The following is a 17,053-nucleotide window of genomic DNA, read 5'->3' as shown; positions in this document are numbered from 1 at the left end:
TATTAAAACTATACCCGATGACACAATGAATTTCAATAGCTTATTACTTTTTCAATCTAATTTCATCTACTAAGCTCCAGATGAACTCATCTTTTTCGACAGTTTTCGAATCTTTAGAACCATATTGGCGGACATTTACCTCTTGATTTTCCACTTCTTTGTCACCAACAACGAGTTGATATGGAACTTTTTTCATTTGAGCTTCGCGTATTTTATAACCCATCTTTTCATTACGATCATCGATGTGAACACGTACGCCTTGAGATTTCAATTCATCATGTAATGTTCTAGCGTAATCATAATGTAAATCAGCATTAACAGGAATAATTTCTACTTGTTTCGGCGCTAACCAAATTGGGAACACGCCTTTTGTTTCTTCTATTAAAAATGCAGTGAATCTTTCCATAGTTGAAATAACACCTCTATGGATGACAACAGGACGATGTTCTTCACCGTCATTACCGATATAAGTTAAATCAAATTTTTCTGGTAATAAGAAATCAAGTTGCGCAGTAGATAAAGTTTCTTCTTTACCCATTGCTGTTTTCACTTGAACATCTAATTTAGGACCGTAGAATGCCGCTTCACCAATTGCTTCTTCATATGGTAACTCCATTTCGTCAATAACTTCTTTAAGAACAGCTTGCGCTCTATTCCACATATCATCATCGTCAAAATATTTCTCTTTATCTTCTGGGTCACGTAAACTTAATCTAAATGTATAATCTTCGAATCCGAAATCATCATATACATCAAGAATCATGTTTACAACGCGTTTGAATTCTTCTTTGATTTGATCAGGTCTAACAAAGATATGCGCATCATTTAAAGTCATACCGCGGACACGTTGCAAACCAGATACTGCTCCACTCGCTTCATATCTATGCATCATACCTAATTCTGCAATTCGAATTGGTAATTCTCTATATGAATGACGGCTATTTTTATAAATCATCATATGGTGAGGACAGTTCATCGGTCTAAGAACAAGTTCTTCGTTTCCTAAGTCCATTGTAGGGAACATATCTTCATGATAATGATCCCAGTGACCAGATTTTTTATAAAAATCAACATTTGCCATAATTGGTGTATAAACATGGTCATAACCCATTGCGACTTCCTTGTCCACGATATAACGCTCTAATTCACGTCGAATTGTTGCACCGTTTGGTAACCATAATGGTAAACCAGCACCAATATCTTGATTCGTAGTAAATAACTCTAACTCTTTACCAATTTTTCTATGGTCACGTTCTTTTCTTTCTTCTAATACTTTTAGATAAGCTTTTAATTCTTTTTTATCGAAGAAAGCAGTACCATAAATACGTTGTAGCATTTTGTTATTAGAGTCGCCTCTCCAGTAAGCACCTGCAGTTGATAAAAGTTTAAATTCTTTAATTTTTGAAGTTGAAGGTACGTGAACGCCTCGACATAAATCAGTAAATTCACCTTGAGAATAAAGTGTTACGTTCTCATCTTCAGGAATTGCATCTATTAATTCTAATTTGTACTCATCATTTGTAAAGAAATCTTTTGCTTCATCACGACTTACAACTTTACGCGCAATCTTAAAGTTTTCATTCACGATTTGTTTCATTTCTTTTTCAATTGTTTCGAAGTCGTCACTAGATATTTTATGTTCAGTGTCTACGTCATAATAGAATCCACCTTCAATAACAGGACCCACACCAAACTTCACGTCACCATACAATCTTTGTAAAGCTTGAGCCATTAAATGTGCAGTAGAGTGTCTTAATACTTCTAATGCCTCATTGCTACCTGGTGTAACAATTTCTAATTCTCCATCATTTTCTAAAGGTCTTGTTAAATCTACTAATTGGTTATTAAATTTACCGGCAACAGCTTTTTTTCTTAAACCTGGACTAATAGATTGGGCTATTTCTTCTGTAGTTGTGCCTTGCTCGAACCCTTTCACACTACCATCTGGAAATTTAATGTTTATTTCACTCATAACGACTTCCTCCTCATTTTTTCTATTAAAGAACATAAAAAAGAGACCTCATCCAAAGGGACGAAATCTCTCGCGGTACCACCCTCATTAACGCGCTTATTTAAGCACGATAACTCTACATAAGATAACGGTCTTGAGCCGAATGCGGATTAACGCATCATGTATGAGGGAGTAACCATTTATATTGCATTATCTCAATTCCAGCGATATGAGACTCTCTGTGAATGCTTTATAGACGTCATGTCCTCTAAATTTTTATATTCATTTAAGATAACTCAATTATACAACTCTAATCTAAAATATCAAGCTAAAATTAAGCTCTATAGTTTTTGCCTTCTAGTTCATAATCTTCAGTAATGGTTTTGATTCTTTCCATAATACGACTCGCTTTCGTAATTTCAGCACCTTGTCTTGTTTTACTAAGGTGAAACTCTAATTCGTCGAAGTTAAAATTAGAACTGAAAAATGTAGGAAGTTTATGAACCATCCTATAGTGTAATATAGGTCCTAAAATTTCATCTCTTACCCACGGTGTTAATTCTTCTGCCCCGATATCATCTAGCATGAGCACTTTCGCTTCACGAGCGGACTCAAATCGTTCACTAAACGAACCGTCATTAAAACCATTTTTCAACACTCTTATAAATTCAGGTAAGTAAATAATTGTAGAAGCTTGCTTTTTCAACTTAAGCTGGTTAGATATCGCTCCTAAAATATATGATTTACCCGATCCAAATGGTCCATGAATATAGAGGCCTTTAGTGTCTTCGCCTGAAACGATTTTATTACATATTTCCATAGCTTTTTTAATAATAACCATTCTAGATTCATTATCAACGTATATATCTTTAATCGTTGCCTTCAACGTTTCTTCAGGCATTTGGAATGATGTCACAAGATTTGATTCAAATTTACGTTCATCATATTCAATTTTGTTCGGACAAGGTAAATACCTTGTCTTTATGTGATCATTTTGAATATATAATTCCGGGACATGCCCTTTAACAAAATTAATGCAATTACGGTAACTACTGCATTTTTCGCAGCATTTTGATTGGTCTTTATAGGCTTGTAACTGATCTAAATCTGTTTCAATTATTTCATTCGTTAATTCTGATCGATGCTCATCTAAAAATGCTTTAACTTCTTTATGCGTTAACGTTTCTCTTTTTATTTTTTCTAGTCTCTTTTGAAAATCTTTATTTTGTTTCAAATGTTGGCCTAGTGGTTCCATTAATGATCACCTTCTTTCCAAAAAGCTTCCATTTCTTTTTGAAGCTCTTGTTTTCGTTTTTCAAAAGCAGCATCAGATTCATTATTTTTCTGTTCTTCTTTTGGCGTTTCAGCTGACTTTTGTTTTAATAACCATTCAGGTGTTTTTTCAATTGATTTCAATTTAAATGTGTTATTTGCTTTATTATTTCGTTCTTTTTTCTTTTCAGCTGTTTGTTTATCAAGATTTTTAATATAATGATACGCTTCTTCAGCAGATGTTAGTTTTAACTTCTTCCAATTTGAAGCAATTTCTTCAATGTATGCTTTAGGTAATTGCATATTATTTTTAAACATTACATACTGCAATAATATGTTCATGACACCATATGGCAATTTTTCTCTCGTTACAACGTCTTCTACAACTCTTTTTTGTGAAATAGTTGGTTCTGACTTTGTAAATGACGCCAACATCTCAATTGGACTTGTAGTGTCTAACAGCTCAAACCACGATAATAAAGAATCTACTTCTTGTTTAGCATCATTTTGTTTAGCTTTCACGCTCTCTTTTTTCAAATCTAATGTTGGAAGTTCTCCCTCATGTTCAATTTGATAAATGGAGCGTGCGTGCTTTCTTAAATCTTGTAACGAAATGGTTTGGTTTTCCGTAATAGATTTTAGAATAATTGATTTCATTTCTACAGGCGTAATGCCATATAAAGTTGCAATTTGAATAATGACTTCTTTCGTTTGTTTATTCAATATTTCTTTAGATATCAAATGATTGTTTAATAACAGCTCTAACATTTCAAAGTCAAATCGCACATCTGATAAATCTAGTCCTTTATTTTTCACATCCGGTTTGATTTGAATATCATCTTGCTGTTCTATTTCTGATAGTTTAGGCACTTTAAACACATCTGTAAAACTTTTTGTAACTTCATGATATGCAGATGTTGAAATACTGCTATCCTTATATCTATTTTTCAGTGAAAGATATCTAGATTTGCCAATTTGTTGATATAAAAATACAGATAGCAAAGGATCATTGAAGAATTGCTCAGTAGTTGCAGGTTGTTCCAACATATATATAAATGTTTGCTCTTCTTGATTAGTCTTAAAGTAAGTCTTGAGCAAACCAATACCCTCTAATAAATCTAATGAATCTCTAAAGCTAGATAAATTTATTTTCAAATCATTCATTATTGTGTAATGATTATATGCTTCTGTCTCATTATGAAAATTAAACTGTGATAAATATAAATAAACACCAATCGCATCTGTCCCAATTAATGGCGTGTATAAGCTGATTAATATATCTTGATGGACATGTGTATAATTATAATTTGATTTAACGTAAAATCCATCGCTAGGTTTTACGCCATTAAAATATTCCGCCATTAATACTCACCTTACTTTCGGTCTTTCAATATTCCTTGCATCGATTTTAATAATTGATCTACATCTTTAAATTCTCTATATACTGAAGCGAACCTTACATATGAAACTTGATCCACTTCCATTAAGTGTTCCATTACTTTTTCACCTATATCGTTAGAAGATACTTCTGTTATACCTTCAGATCTCAATTCTTTTTCTACTTGATTTGTAATTTCTTCAAGCTTTTGGTAAGCCACAGGTCTTTTTTCACATGAACGAACGAGTCCGTTCAATATTTTATCTCTATTAAAAGTTTGTCTAGCACCATCTTTTTTAACAACAATTAAAGGTGTTAGTTCTACTCTTTCAAAAGTTGTGAAACGAAATCCACATGATTCACATTCTCTTCTTCTTCTAATCGCAGTTAAATCATCAGCGTGTCTAGAGTCTACTACTTTAGAATTTTCATATTTACAATTAGGACACCTCATTCGTTTCACCTCTTATATACTTTTATTATTCATATACAAATTATACAGTAGTTTCGTATTTTTTTAAATGCTCACTATTTTACATATGGTATACATTAATACATTTACGCTACAAAAGATAATTTTTAAGCAAAAAGAACGTAACGTGGCATTAAATTTACCACATTACGTTCTTTGCACAATCTATATTCATTATGAAATTTTTTGTTCTTTAACTTCTGATAGTATATTAGCAACTTGTTCAGCTAATTCAACAACTCTCATTGAGTAGCCCCACTCGTTATCATACCAAGCTAACACTTTAACTTTATTTGAGCCAATAACCATTGTAGATTGTTCATCAACAATTGCTGAATGAGGATTTGTGTTGAAGTCTATAGAAACAAGTGGTTCATCACTCACATCCATAATACCTTTTAATGCACCTTTACTTGAACGACGTAAAGCATCATTTACATCTTCGACAGTTACATCTGTTTTCAAATCTACAACTAAATCTACTAGAGAGACATTCGAAGTTGGTACTCTTAATGCCATACCATGCATCTTGCCTTCCAATTCAGGAAGTACTAATGATAAAGCTTTCGCTGCGCCTGTCGATGTAGGTATGATACTATCTGCACAAGAACGTGCTCTTCTTAAATCTTTATGAGGATTATCTAGATTTTTTTGATCATTCGTGAAAGCGTGCACTGTTGTCATCAATCCATTTTCAATACCAAATGAATCATTAAGAACTTTTGCAACTGGGCTTAAACAATTTGTCGTACATGACGCATTAGAAATAATGTCATACTCTTTTAAATCAAGCGAATCATCATTCACCCCTCTAACGATTGTTTGAACTTGTCCACCTTTAGAAGGTCCAGTTAGTATAACCTTTTTAGCACCAGCATCAATATGAGAGATAGCTTTATCTCCATGATTAAACTTGCCAGTCGCTTCAATAACAATATCAATACCTAAAGTTCTCCATGGTAATAATTTAGGATCTCTTTCAGAAACAAGTAATATTTTATGACCATTTATAACAATACCATCTTCAACCGCTTCAATATCGCCATCTAATTTACCATGTGTTGAATCATATTTTATTAAATGTGCAATTGTTTCAGGTGGGTAAGAAGCATTAATAGCCACAATGTTTAAATAATCTGATTTAAGTGAACCTCTTAATACCATTCTTCCAATTCTTCCTAAACCATTAATTGCAATATTTTTCTTCATAGTCGAGAACCCCTTTTAATGTGATATACTATTTATTGCAATTAGTATATCACATTAAAAGTTTATTGAAAACGTTTTCTATTATGTTTTTGAGAAAATTTTTAAATAGCTTATCTATGTATACATAAAGCAGCATCTCTACATATACACTACAAAATCCACAACATAAAAACGCCTAATCCGTATGATAATTCAAACAGATTAGGCGTTCTATTTTTTAACAAAAGTGCATCATAAATGCTTGCTTTCAATTAATGTTTCTATATTTTGTGCTAATTCTTCTAATGTTCCATTATTATCTATTATTTCATCTGCTAATTGTTTTTTTTCTTCAATTGGCATTTGTGATTGTATTCTAGAAGTTGCTTCGTCGTCACTCAATTGGTTGCGTTGTTTCAGACGAGAAATTTGCGTTTCTTCTGTAGTATAAACTAACCACGTTTCATCTACTGTATCTTGTAATTTGTTTTCGAACAGTAAAGGTATATCCATAATTACCTTTTTACCTTTTTCTAATCCGAATTTCTTTTCTGCATCCATAATGTCTCTAACAATTGGATGGATGATATTATTGAGCTTTAGTCGCATCGCTTCGTCTTTAAAAACTACCGATCCTACATATTGCCTATTCATTTCTCCATCTATTATTGCTTGATCACCGAATACTTCTTGTACTTGTTTAAGTCCTGTACTACCTTTTGCGACAGCTTTTCGACTTGCGATATCTGCATCTACTATATAAAATCCACGCTCTTTTAATATGTTTGAAGCGGTCGATTTTCCAGTGGCAATTCCACCTGTTAACCCTATTACACTCGCCATTGTTTCACCTACTTTTGACAATTTGGACAATAATGCGTATTTCTAGTTGCGATCACTTTTTGTTCTACTGGGCCTCCACATTGACCACAAACCTTTTTACCGTATATATTATGCTTATCTTGCATCGTTCCTTTTTCACCATCAGCATTATAATAATCCGATATACTCGATCCACCGTTTTCTATACCTTCTTGTAAAACATTGACCACTTCATCAAATACATTTTTTCGCTCTTCTTGACTTAAATCTTTTACCGTTCTCGTTGGTAACACACCTGCTCTTAGCAAAGCTTCACAAGCATAAATATTTCCACAACCAGCAATAACTGTATGGTCTAAAATAGCAACTTTGATTGGCTTGTTCATAAATTTCTTTGATGTGATTTTGTCGAGATAATGTTCATACGCCTCTTGAACAAAAGGCTCTGGTGCGATTTTAAGTACAGATGGATATTCAGTTAACTCATCCAATGCTCTTAACTCACCAAATCTGCGTATATCTGTATAAATAAGTTGTAAACCATTATCTAGTTCAAAAATGACATGCCAATGCTTTCTATGATTATCTATTTCAATATTAGATAAGTCAGGAACGGTAAAGAAAGCGCCAGTCATACCAAAATGACACATAATAATTTTGTTATCTTGTTCATTCTCAATTTCTATAAAAATATATTTACTTCTTCTATATACACTGGCAATTTTATAATGTTCAGTTCTTTCTTTAAATAATTCTAAAGAAGTTCCCTTAACAATTGTTTCTTTACCGATTTCTTTTCCAATTTTAACTTTATCTGAAAAAGTTACTTTTTGTATCGTCGCACCTAATATTTTAGGTGTGATGACTCTTTTAACACTTTCAACTTCTGGTAATTCTGGCATATTCAGTCTTCCTTCTATTACTTATTTTGCATCGTACCAAGTTTCACCATAACTAGACTCTACACTTAAAGGTACAGATAATTCGAGAGCATTATCCATGATGTCTTCTACAAATGGTTTAAATGCTTCTAGTTCCTCTTCAGGTACTTCAAAAATTAATTCATCGTGCACTTGTAATAATAATTTAGCATTAAAGGCAGTTTCTTTCATTTTATTAGAAAATTGAACCATAGCTAATTTGATAATATCAGCTGCACTACCTTGAATAGGTGTATTCATTGCTGTTCTTTCAGCAAAACTTCTTAAATTAAAGTTTCTATTCGTAATATCTGGCGTATATCTACGTCTATGAAGCAATGTTTCAACATAACCTTTTTGTTTAGCATCTTGAACAATAGTATCCATATATTCTTTTACTTTAGGAAAACTATCTAAATAATCATCTATAAACTTCTTAGCAGCTTTTCTCGTAATGCCTAGACTTTGGCTTAAACCATAATCACTGATGCCATATACAATACCAAAGTTTACTGCTTTTGCTTGTCTTCTCATATTCGACGTTACTTCATCTTTATCTACGTTAAACACACGCATTGCAGTAGTTGTATGAATATCTTCATTTGCAGTAAAGGCTTCTTTCATATGTTCGTCACCAGTTATATCAGCTAAGACACGCAATTCAATTTGTGAATAGTCGGCAGCGAATATAACGTGATTTTCTTTGCTAGGACGAAATGCTTTTCTAATCTTTCTGCCTTCTTCTAGTCTTATCGGTATATTTTGTAAGTTAGGTTCTATTGAACTTAATCTACCAGTTTGAGCCAATGTTTGGTTAAATCTCGTGTGAATTTTACCTTCAGAAGTAATCATTTTTTGTAAACCTTCGATATAAGTCGATTGCAACTTAGCAAGTTGTCTATACACTAAAATATCTTCAATAATTGGGTGTTCATTTCTTAATTGTTCTAAAACATCAACTGCTGTAGAGTACCCAGTCTTTGTTTTTTTAATAATAGGTAATTTTAAATCTTCAAATAATACGACACCTAACTGTTTAGGTGAATTTATATTAAATTCAGTTCCAGCATGACTGTGAATTTGTTCAATTAATTTATCAAGTCGTGTTTTTAAGTCTTCTTGCATTTCTTTTAACGTCTCTTTATCGACTGTAATACCGATATGTTCCATTTCAGCTAACACTCTAGCTAATGGCAACTCTAAATCATCATGAAGACTAAATTGATCTCTTTCTTTGAGCAATTCAATCATTTTTTCTTTTGACTCATATATTGCAGTCACTTTTTTGGCAATACTTTCAAAAAGAAATTCGTTTTCAGGAACATGCAATTTCTTACCTTTGCCATATATACTTTCATCGTTAGGTACGTAATAAACACCAAATTCTGATACAACAGAATAAATATCTTCAATTGTTCTTGAAGGATCTAATATATAACTCGCTAACATCGTATCAAATTGAATGCCATTCACTTTAATACCTAATCTTTCACACAATATAATCGTCTTTTTAGCATCATAAACTGAAAAATGAACATTTTCATTTTCTAACCAAGCATGTAATGCTTTATTTTCTTTTAATTCTTCTGCCGAAACAACATAAGCTTGATCGTTAGCATGAATCGCAAAGCCAAGAACATCAGCTTTTAAATAGTTATTTTCATTAGTTTCAAAATGTATAGCAGCTTCAGTAATATTTTCAAAATCAAAATCATTTAAATGTTCTTGATATTCTATTACGCGATCATCATAAGCTTCAGTACTTGCATCCATTTGATCAAGCAACTGTTTGAATTCTAAAGTTTTAAATAGTTTAATCTTTTCTTCATCGTTATCGTCAGTTAACTTTAAGTCTTCTATCGTTACTTCTATTGGACTATCTCTATTAATTGTTGCAAGCTCTTTACTTAGCTTCGCATTATCTTCATTATCTATAAGTTTTTCTTTCATTTTAGATGTTTTTAATTCATCAATATTTTGATAAACACCTTCTACTGTTTCATACTGTTTCAATAATTTAATAGCAGTCTTTTCTCCAATTCCAGGAACACCAGGAATATTATCAGACTTGTCTCCCATGAGACCTTTCATATCAATAATTTGGTTTGGTACTAAACCATCATATTTTTCCGCAATAAAATCAGGCGTATAATGATCAATGTCAGTTACACCTTTTTTAGTATAATAAATCGTTACATTTTCACTCGCTAACTGTGTTAAGTCACGATCACCCGTAATAATGATTGTCTTTAAATTTTTCTCGTCAGCTTGTTTAGAAAGTGTACCAATGATGTCATCCGCTTCATAATTTTCTAACTCATAATGTTTAATATGATAGCTCTCTACCAACTGACGGATATATGGTAATTGGCTTCTTAATTCATCAGGTGTCTTCTCACGACCACCTTTATATTCGCTATACATATTATTTCTAAACGTTGTCTTCCCTGCATCAAACGCAACCATGAAATGCGTAGGCGCCTCTTCTTTTATAATTTTATCTAAAATCATCGTAAAGCCGTAAATTGCATTTGTATAAACGCCTGCTTTATTTGTTAATAAGGGCAATGCAAAAAACGCTCTAAATGATAAACTATTACCATCGATAAGTACCAATTTTTCCACTGTAGGATACCTCCATCACTATATTGATTTCATTTTATCATATCTCACACTATAATCAGATTGTTTAGCATAAAATAAAAAAAGCGAAATACACATGTATTTCGCTCAATCATCAAAATGAAGGGGTCTATATTTATTCTATCTATCAATGATTAATTCAGTATGAATAGATTGTAAATTTTGTATGAAGATTATTCGTTAAATAGCTTCACGATAAAATGAGAACCTTGTCCAACTTCTGATTCCACTTTAATTTGTCCATTGTGTGCTTCAATTATATGCTTTGTAATCGATAATCCAAGTCCTGTTCCACCTGAATCTCTACTTCTTGCTTTATCCACTCTATAAAATCTTTCGAATATTCGTTTTTGTTCATCTTCTGATATTCCGATACCATTGTCTTGAACTGAAATAATTTGTCCATCTCCTACATCCTTAACCGTTAAGATGATTTGGCTTGATCTCGGTGAATAACTAATAGCATTTGATAATAAATTAATCATAACTTGTGTCATTTTATCTTTATCACCTAATGAAACAACATTTTGATCTATTTTGTTAACCAATTCTATATCTTTTTTCGTTGCAACGGTTGAAACCGTATTTATGGAATGTTCAGCTATTTCTGTTAAAGATATAGGTTCTTTAGGTATTTCGTCATTTTGTTCTATTTTTGACAAATCTAATAAATCTTGAACAAGCGATTGAATCCTATTAGACTCATCAAGCATAATATTTAAGAACATATCTAATGATTCTGGATCATTTTTTGCACCGTCCAACAATGTTTCAGCAAACCCTTTTATAGATGTGATAGGTGTACGCAATTCATGAGAAACGTTAGCAACAAAATCTTTTCTCATATGCTCTAATTTTTTCAATTTTGTTATATCATGCATAACAACTACTAAACCTAACAAGTTTCGTTTTTTTCTAGATAATACAGGTATAACTGAAACTTCGAAGAATTTATTGTGAACATTGTTAATATAGAGTTCAACTTGTTCAAACATAGGTTTTTCTAATTTTAATGCCTCGTTCATCATTTGTGTGATTTCAACGTTTGGCATAACATCTTTAAACAGTTGACCTTCAGCATTTCTTACTCTATCAAATAAATCATGATACGTTTTGTTCGCAATGACGATTACGCCTTCTCTATCTACCATCAAAGTGGCACTAGGTATATTTTCTAATGTTGTTTCTAATCTATTTCTTTGTAATTTTTGTTCATTATTTAAATCGTCTAAAGTTCTAGCAAGTTCGTTTGTATTAATAAACAATTCTTTAGTTTCTTTAACATTACTTTCAGGAACTCTAACTCGATATTTTCCAGACGCTAATAATTTTGTGGCATATGTCACTTCTTTAATTGGATGAATATAAGATGTATTGATATACCTAACTACGAAATATATAAGTGGTAACGTAAAGAATAGGACAAGCAATAAATACTTCCAAATATCTTTTTGAATAATGGATATAGTGTCAGTATGTTTAGCTATAGCTATAGTATAATCACCATATTTTTTAGCAAACATAACTTCAGAATCTGTTTTATCAACAGCAAAATACTCATCAAAAGTTTTTGCATCTGAAAGTGCTTGTTCTTTTTCATTTTTAAATAGTTTTGTATCAACATTATTAGAATGGTAAATCATTTTATCATTTTTTTCTAAAATAATATCTTGATTAAACACATCTAATATTTCATCTATATTTTTCGGATTTTTTTTAGCAATATCATATATATTTTTAGATTCAGTCTTTAATGATTTTTGTTGCTGTTTAGAAATTAAATCATAACTAGAATTATGTAGGAAAAACCCTAATATAAGAAAACTTACAACAGTGACCGTTGTAAGTATAATTAATAATTTATTATAAAATTTAATCATTGTTCTTTGGTCTTTCTAACTTATAGCCTAAACCCCTAACTGTTTTAATAAATTGAGGTTGTTTAGGGTTTTCTTCAAGTTTATCCCTCAAATGACTAATATGTACGTCGACTATTCTAGAGTCACCAGCAAATTCATAATTCCACACTGAATTTAACATATGCTCACGTGTTATGACACGACCTTGTCTTTCTATTAGATAAAGTAAAAGTTCAAATTCTTTCGGTGTTAATTCTAATAATTCTTCGTTTCTGTATACTTCGAAAAAGTCAGGTCTAATTCTAATAGATCCCAAAACAATATCTTCATCGTCATCTGAGTTACGGCTTTCAACTAGACCGACACGTCGTAAAATAGCTTTAACACGTGCAACCACTTCACGAGGTGAAAAAGGTTTCGTCATATAATCATCTGCACCTAATTCTAGACCTAATACTCTATCAAACTCGTCATCTTTTGCAGTAAGCATTAAAATAGGAACTTGATTTTTATCAGAACGAATCGTTTTACATACTTCAATTCCGTCTTTCTCAGGTAACATGACATCTAATACGACTAAATCAGGTTTCTCTTCGTTCACTTTCTCTAATGCTTGAACACCATCATAAGCTACGATTACTTGGTAACCAGCTTGTTCTATATTATATTTCAGCAATGTGACGATTGATTGTTCATCGTCTACTACCAATACTTTTTGTGACATGCAAGGTCCTCCTTAAGCGATTTAATACAATTATAACTTAAATTATTAAAAAAATAATGCATATTTAGAGAACTTTACAAAAAGTTAACACTATCTACACATAAAGGCCGGTTCTTTACAGAACCAGCCTTTATCTTATTGTTTATTGCAAAATATCTCTAACAGTTTTGACGGATTCTACAGATTCGTCCAATAACTGTTTCTCATCGTCAGTTAAGTCTAATTCAATAATGCTTTCTATACCGTTGGCACCTAAAACTGTAGGTACACCTAAATATATATCTTCGTAGCCATACTCACCTTCTAAATAAGCTATTGATGGCAACACTCTTTTTTGATCTTTCAAAATTGCTTCAGTCATTTCTATTAAAGCTGCACTAGGCGCATAATATGCTGAACCATTTCCTAGAAGGTTTACGATTTCAGCGCCACCTTTTCTAGTTCTATCTACGATCTCTTTAATTTTGTCTTGAGATAATAATTTTTCTAATGGCACACCACCAGCTGCAGAATATCTGATTAGAGGCACCATTGTATCTCCGTGTCCACCTAATACAAAACCTGTAACGTCTTTGACAGATAAACCTAAAGCTTCTGCAACAAACGTTCTAAATCTAGCAGTATCTAATACACCAGACTGACCGATAACGCGTTCTTTAGGGAAACCTGATGCTTTATATACAGTATACGTCATCGCATCTACTGGATTTGTTAATACTAAAATAATCGTGTTAGGCGAGTATTTCACAATCTGCTCTGTTACTGATTTCATAACTTTTTGATTTGTTTGTACTAAATCATCACGAGACATACCAGGTTTTCTCGCTATACCAGCAGTAATAATGACAACATCAGAATCTTTAGTATCTTCATAATTAGATGTACCAATCACTTTAGAATCAAACCCTAAGACAGGTGCACTTTCAGCAATATCGAGCGCTTTTCCTTTAGTTGGATCTTCTGATTGTGGCATATCGACTAGAACAACGTCACCCAACTCTTTTTGAGCTGCAATAAAAGCTGCTGTTGCACCAGTGAATCCCGCTCCTATTATTGATATCTTTTTTCTTGTCATATTGATCATCTCCTTATAATAAAAGGAAGGTTATAAATAACCTTCCTCAATTAACACTATATTATGGTAAATTTTTAATTAATTCGTCAGCAAACTCTGAAGATTTAACTTCAGTAGCGCCATCCATTAAACGAGCAAAGTCATATGTTACTACTTTAGAAGCAATCGTTGCTTCAACAGATTGAGTTATTTTATCTGCAGCTTCTTGCCAACCTAAATGTTCTAACATTAATACGCCACTTAATAATACTGAAGATGGATTCACTTTATCTAAACCAGCATATTTTGGAGCTGTACCATGTGTTGCTTCAAAAATAGCATGTCCAGTTTCGTAGTTAATATTCGCACCTGGTGCAATACCAATACCACCAACTTGAGCTGCTAACGCATCAGAGATATAGTCACCATTCAAGTTCATAGTAGCAACAACATCAAATTCAGCTGGACGAGTTAAGATTTGTTGTAAGAAGATATCTGCAATAGAATCTTTAACAAGTAATTTACCTTCTGCTTCAGCCTTCTCTTGTGCTTTATTCGCTGCATCTTTACCTTGTTCTTCAACAATTTTATCATATTGTTGCCAAGTGAATACACGATCTCCGAATTCACGTTCAGCTAAATCGTAACCCCATTGTTTGAATGCACCTTCAGTAAATTTCATGATATTACCTTTATGAACTAAAGTAAGATTTCTGCGATTATTATCGAACGCATAGTTAATAGCTGCTCTTACTAATCTTTCAGTACCTTCTTTAGAAACTGGTTTAATACCGATACCTGAAGTTTCTGGGAATCTAATGTTTTTAGCTCCCATTTCATTTTGTAAGAAGTCTACAACTTTTTTAACATCATCTGAGCCTTCTTGGAATTCTATACCAGCATAAATATCTTCTGTATTCTCACGGAAGATAACCATATCTGTATCTTCTGGACGTTTCACTGGTGAAGGAACACCTTTAAACCAACGTACAGGACGTAAACAAGTAAATAAGTCTAACTCTTGACGTAAAGCAACGTTTAGTGAACGAATACCTCCACCGATTGGAGTTGTTAATGGCCCTTTAATAGCGATTAAGTATTCTCTAATTGATTCTAAAGTTTCATTTGGTAACCATTCGCCAGTTTCATCGAATGCTTTTTGACCAGCTAAAACTTCTTTCCATTCGATTTTCTTTTCGCCGTTATACGCTTTTTCTACTGCTGCATCTAATACTCTACTTGCTGCATTCCAGATATCTGGTCCGATACCGTCTCCGATAATAAACGGTATGATTGGGTTGTTTGGAACATTTAATACGCCTTGGTTTGTAGTGATTTTTTCTGCTGTCATTATATTATTCCTCCATCTAAATGTGTTATTTATATTATATTAACTATATTACCTTTTTTCAATCGCTTCGTATTTACGGTTGCGTTCACCAGTATATTCAGCTCTTGGTCTCATAATTCTATTCGTTCTGTATTGTTCTAAAATATGAGCTGTCCAACCTGACATGCGGCTAATTGCAAAGATTGGTGTAAATAAATCATGATCAATACCCATGCTGTGGTATACAGTAGCACTGTAAAAGTCAACGTTAGGTAATAAGCCTTTTTCTTCTTTCATGATCTCAGCTATACGTAATGAAATTTCGAATAATTCTTTTTGACCTGATTCGTCCGTTATTCGACGACTCATTTCTTTTAAATATTTAGCTCTAGGGTCTCCGTTTTTGTATACTCTATGTCCAAAGCCCATAATTTTTTCTTTGTTTGCTATTTTTTCTTTAATATAATCATCTGTTTTATCTACAGTACCAATTTCAGTTAACATTTTCATAACTTGCTCATTTGCACCACCATGTAATGGTCCTTTAAGCGCGCCTGCTGCTGCAGTTACCCCTGAATACATATCTGATAATGTTGAAACGGCAACTCTTGCTGTAAATGTAGAAGCATTAAATTCGTGATCTGCATGTAAAATTAACGCTTTATTGAAACCTTCAACTTCAACATCACTAGGAACTTCGCCTTTTAACATATACAAGAAGTTTGCTGCGTATGTTAAGTCTTGTTTAGGTTTCACAATTTGCTTACCTTGTCTTACTCGTGAAAACGACGTTACTAATGAAGCTATTTTCGCTTGAATACGAATTGCACGTTCATAATTAGATTCTTCATCAAACACTTCTGCTTCTGGATCAAAGTGCGCTAAATATGATAATGAAGTACGTAACCCTGTCATTGGGTGAATTTTATCCGTTGCATAATCTTCAAAATGACTATACATTCTTGGATTTAAAGTCATATAATCAAATAACTTCTTGTTCAATTCTTCTAATTCTGCCTTATTAGGTAATCTTAAATTCCAAAGTAAAAACATTACCTCTTCAAACAATGCATTTTCAGTTAGATCATCTATTTCATAACCTGCATAAGTTAATTGATTGTCTATTATTGAACTAATTTGAGTTTCAGAAGCAATGATACCTTCTAACCCTTTTGCTACTTGTGCCATAAATTTATCCCCCTTACTAAATAATTGCCCATATATGTAATGGCTTTCATATTACATTATATATAATTTCTGGTCATTTGTGAATGCGAAGACCTTTGAAACTTTAAAAAAGTTAGTAATTGTATATGAATAAAAATAAACCAATGTAAATTTATCATTTTTATAATATTCATATAATAAATTAAATACGCCTTCAAAACGTGAACAATACAGGATTTTTAAGTTAATTATATCTTACCATATAAATCAGAT

General features: G+C 32.3%; 13 protein-coding genes. All 13 read right to left on the bottom strand.

Features of this window, described 5'->3' with window-relative positions; translation table 11 throughout:
• Positions 1-43 precede the first annotated feature (43 nt).
• Positions 44-1,972, bottom strand: a complete 1,929-nt coding sequence (thrS, locus tag PYW35_RS05520; RefSeq protein WP_016910910.1) for a threonine--tRNA ligase — start codon at positions 1,970-1,972, stop codon at positions 44-46.
• A 313-nt stretch (positions 1,973-2,285) separates the two neighbouring features.
• Positions 2,286-3,206, bottom strand: coding sequence for a primosomal protein DnaI (gene dnaI, locus PYW35_RS05515; RefSeq protein WP_016910911.1), 921 nt, complete (start codon positions 3,204-3,206; stop codon positions 2,286-2,288).
• A complete protein-coding gene (locus PYW35_RS05510) occupies positions 3,206-4,585 on the bottom strand; it encodes a replicative helicase loading/DNA remodeling protein DnaB (protein WP_103322807.1) in 1,380 nt (459 codons plus the stop codon). The genes dnaI and PYW35_RS05510 overlap by 1 nt, the downstream gene beginning before the upstream one ends.
• 11 nt (positions 4,586-4,596) lie before the next feature.
• A complete protein-coding gene (nrdR, locus tag PYW35_RS05505) occupies positions 4,597-5,055 on the bottom strand; it encodes a transcriptional regulator NrdR (RefSeq protein WP_016910913.1) in 459 nt (152 codons plus the stop codon).
• A 192-nt stretch (positions 5,056-5,247) separates the two neighbouring features.
• The gene (locus tag PYW35_RS05500) at positions 5,248-6,282 is read right to left on the bottom strand and encodes a glyceraldehyde-3-phosphate dehydrogenase (RefSeq protein ID WP_103322806.1); all 1,035 of its coding nucleotides are present in this window, start codon (positions 6,280-6,282) and stop codon (positions 5,248-5,250) included.
• Between the two features lie 231 nt (positions 6,283-6,513).
• Positions 6,514-7,104, bottom strand: a complete 591-nt coding sequence (coaE, locus tag PYW35_RS05495; RefSeq protein WP_103322805.1) for a dephospho-CoA kinase — start codon at positions 7,102-7,104, stop codon at positions 6,514-6,516.
• An 8-nt stretch (positions 7,105-7,112) separates the two neighbouring features.
• Positions 7,113-7,985 carry a bifunctional DNA-formamidopyrimidine glycosylase/DNA-(apurinic or apyrimidinic site) lyase gene (mutM, locus tag PYW35_RS05490; RefSeq protein ID WP_103322804.1) on the bottom strand — a complete coding sequence of 291 codons (873 nt, stop codon included), beginning with the start codon at positions 7,983-7,985 and terminating at the stop codon, positions 7,113-7,115.
• Positions 7,986-8,006: 21 nt separating this feature from the next.
• Positions 8,007-10,628 (bottom strand): DNA polymerase I, encoded by a 2,622-nt coding sequence (gene polA, locus PYW35_RS05485; RefSeq protein ID WP_103322803.1) that lies wholly within the window; start codon positions 10,626-10,628, stop codon positions 8,007-8,009.
• A 191-nt stretch (positions 10,629-10,819) separates the two neighbouring features.
• The gene (gene pnpS / locus PYW35_RS05480) at positions 10,820-12,526 is read right to left on the bottom strand and encodes a two-component system histidine kinase PnpS (protein ID WP_103322802.1); all 1,707 of its coding nucleotides are present in this window, start codon (positions 12,524-12,526) and stop codon (positions 10,820-10,822) included.
• A complete protein-coding gene (locus PYW35_RS05475; protein WP_103322801.1) occupies positions 12,519-13,229 on the bottom strand; it encodes a response regulator transcription factor in 711 nt (236 codons plus the stop codon). Before PYW35_RS05475 ends, pnpS begins: the two co-directional genes overlap by 8 nt.
• Positions 13,230-13,371: 142 nt before the next feature.
• Complete coding sequence (mdh, locus tag PYW35_RS05470) at positions 13,372-14,304, bottom strand: malate dehydrogenase (RefSeq protein ID WP_016910920.1); 933 nt, start codon at positions 14,302-14,304, stop codon at positions 13,372-13,374.
• Between the two features lie 61 nt (positions 14,305-14,365).
• Positions 14,366-15,634: an NADP-dependent isocitrate dehydrogenase gene (gene icd, locus PYW35_RS05465; protein WP_016910921.1), complete on the bottom strand. Its 1,269-nt coding sequence runs from the start codon at positions 15,632-15,634 to the stop codon at positions 14,366-14,368.
• Positions 15,635-15,682: 48 nt separating this feature from the next.
• On the bottom strand, positions 15,683-16,801 hold the full coding sequence (locus tag PYW35_RS05460) for a citrate synthase (RefSeq protein WP_103322800.1): 1,119 nt from the start codon (positions 16,799-16,801) through the stop codon (positions 15,683-15,685).
• Positions 16,802-17,053: the final 252 nt, after the last annotated feature.

The sequence above is a fragment of the Mammaliicoccus vitulinus genome (genome assembly GCF_029024305.1).
Lineage (GTDB): Bacteria > Bacillota > Bacilli > Staphylococcales > Staphylococcaceae > Mammaliicoccus > Mammaliicoccus vitulinus.
This window is presented reverse-complemented; position numbering and strand designations above follow the sequence as displayed.

Excerpts from the sequence above, each read along its gene's own strand:
- PYW35_RS05500 (WP_103322806.1), bottom strand. The coding sequence starts at position 6,282 with ATGAAGAAAAATATTGCAATTAATGGTTTAGGAAGAATTGGAAGAATG.
- mdh (WP_016910920.1), bottom strand. The coding sequence starts at position 14,304 with ATGACAAGAAAAAAGATATCAATAATAGGAGCGGGATTCACTGGTGCA.
- PYW35_RS05460 (WP_103322800.1), bottom strand. The coding sequence starts at position 16,801 with ATGGCACAAGTAGCAAAAGGGTTAGAAGGTATCATTGCTTCTGAAACT.
- pnpS (WP_103322802.1), bottom strand. The coding sequence starts at position 12,526 with ATGATTAAATTTTATAATAAATTATTAATTATACTTACAACGGTCACT.
- coaE (WP_103322805.1), bottom strand. The coding sequence starts at position 7,104 with ATGGCGAGTGTAATAGGGTTAACAGGTGGAATTGCCACTGGAAAATCG.
- dnaI (WP_016910911.1), bottom strand. The coding sequence starts at position 3,206 with ATGGAACCACTAGGCCAACATTTGAAACAAAATAAAGATTTTCAAAAG.
- PYW35_RS05510 (WP_103322807.1), bottom strand. The coding sequence starts at position 4,585 with ATGGCGGAATATTTTAATGGCGTAAAACCTAGCGATGGATTTTACGTT.
- PYW35_RS05475 (WP_103322801.1), bottom strand. The coding sequence starts at position 13,229 with ATGTCACAAAAAGTATTGGTAGTAGACGATGAACAATCAATCGTCACA.
- nrdR (WP_016910913.1), bottom strand. The coding sequence starts at position 5,055 with ATGAGGTGTCCTAATTGTAAATATGAAAATTCTAAAGTAGTAGACTCT.
- mutM (WP_103322804.1), bottom strand. The coding sequence starts at position 7,985 with ATGCCAGAATTACCAGAAGTTGAAAGTGTTAAAAGAGTCATCACACCT.
- thrS (WP_016910910.1), bottom strand. The coding sequence starts at position 1,972 with ATGAGTGAAATAAACATTAAATTTCCAGATGGTAGTGTGAAAGGGTTC.
- icd (WP_016910921.1), bottom strand. The coding sequence starts at position 15,634 with ATGACAGCAGAAAAAATCACTACAAACCAAGGCGTATTAAATGTTCCA.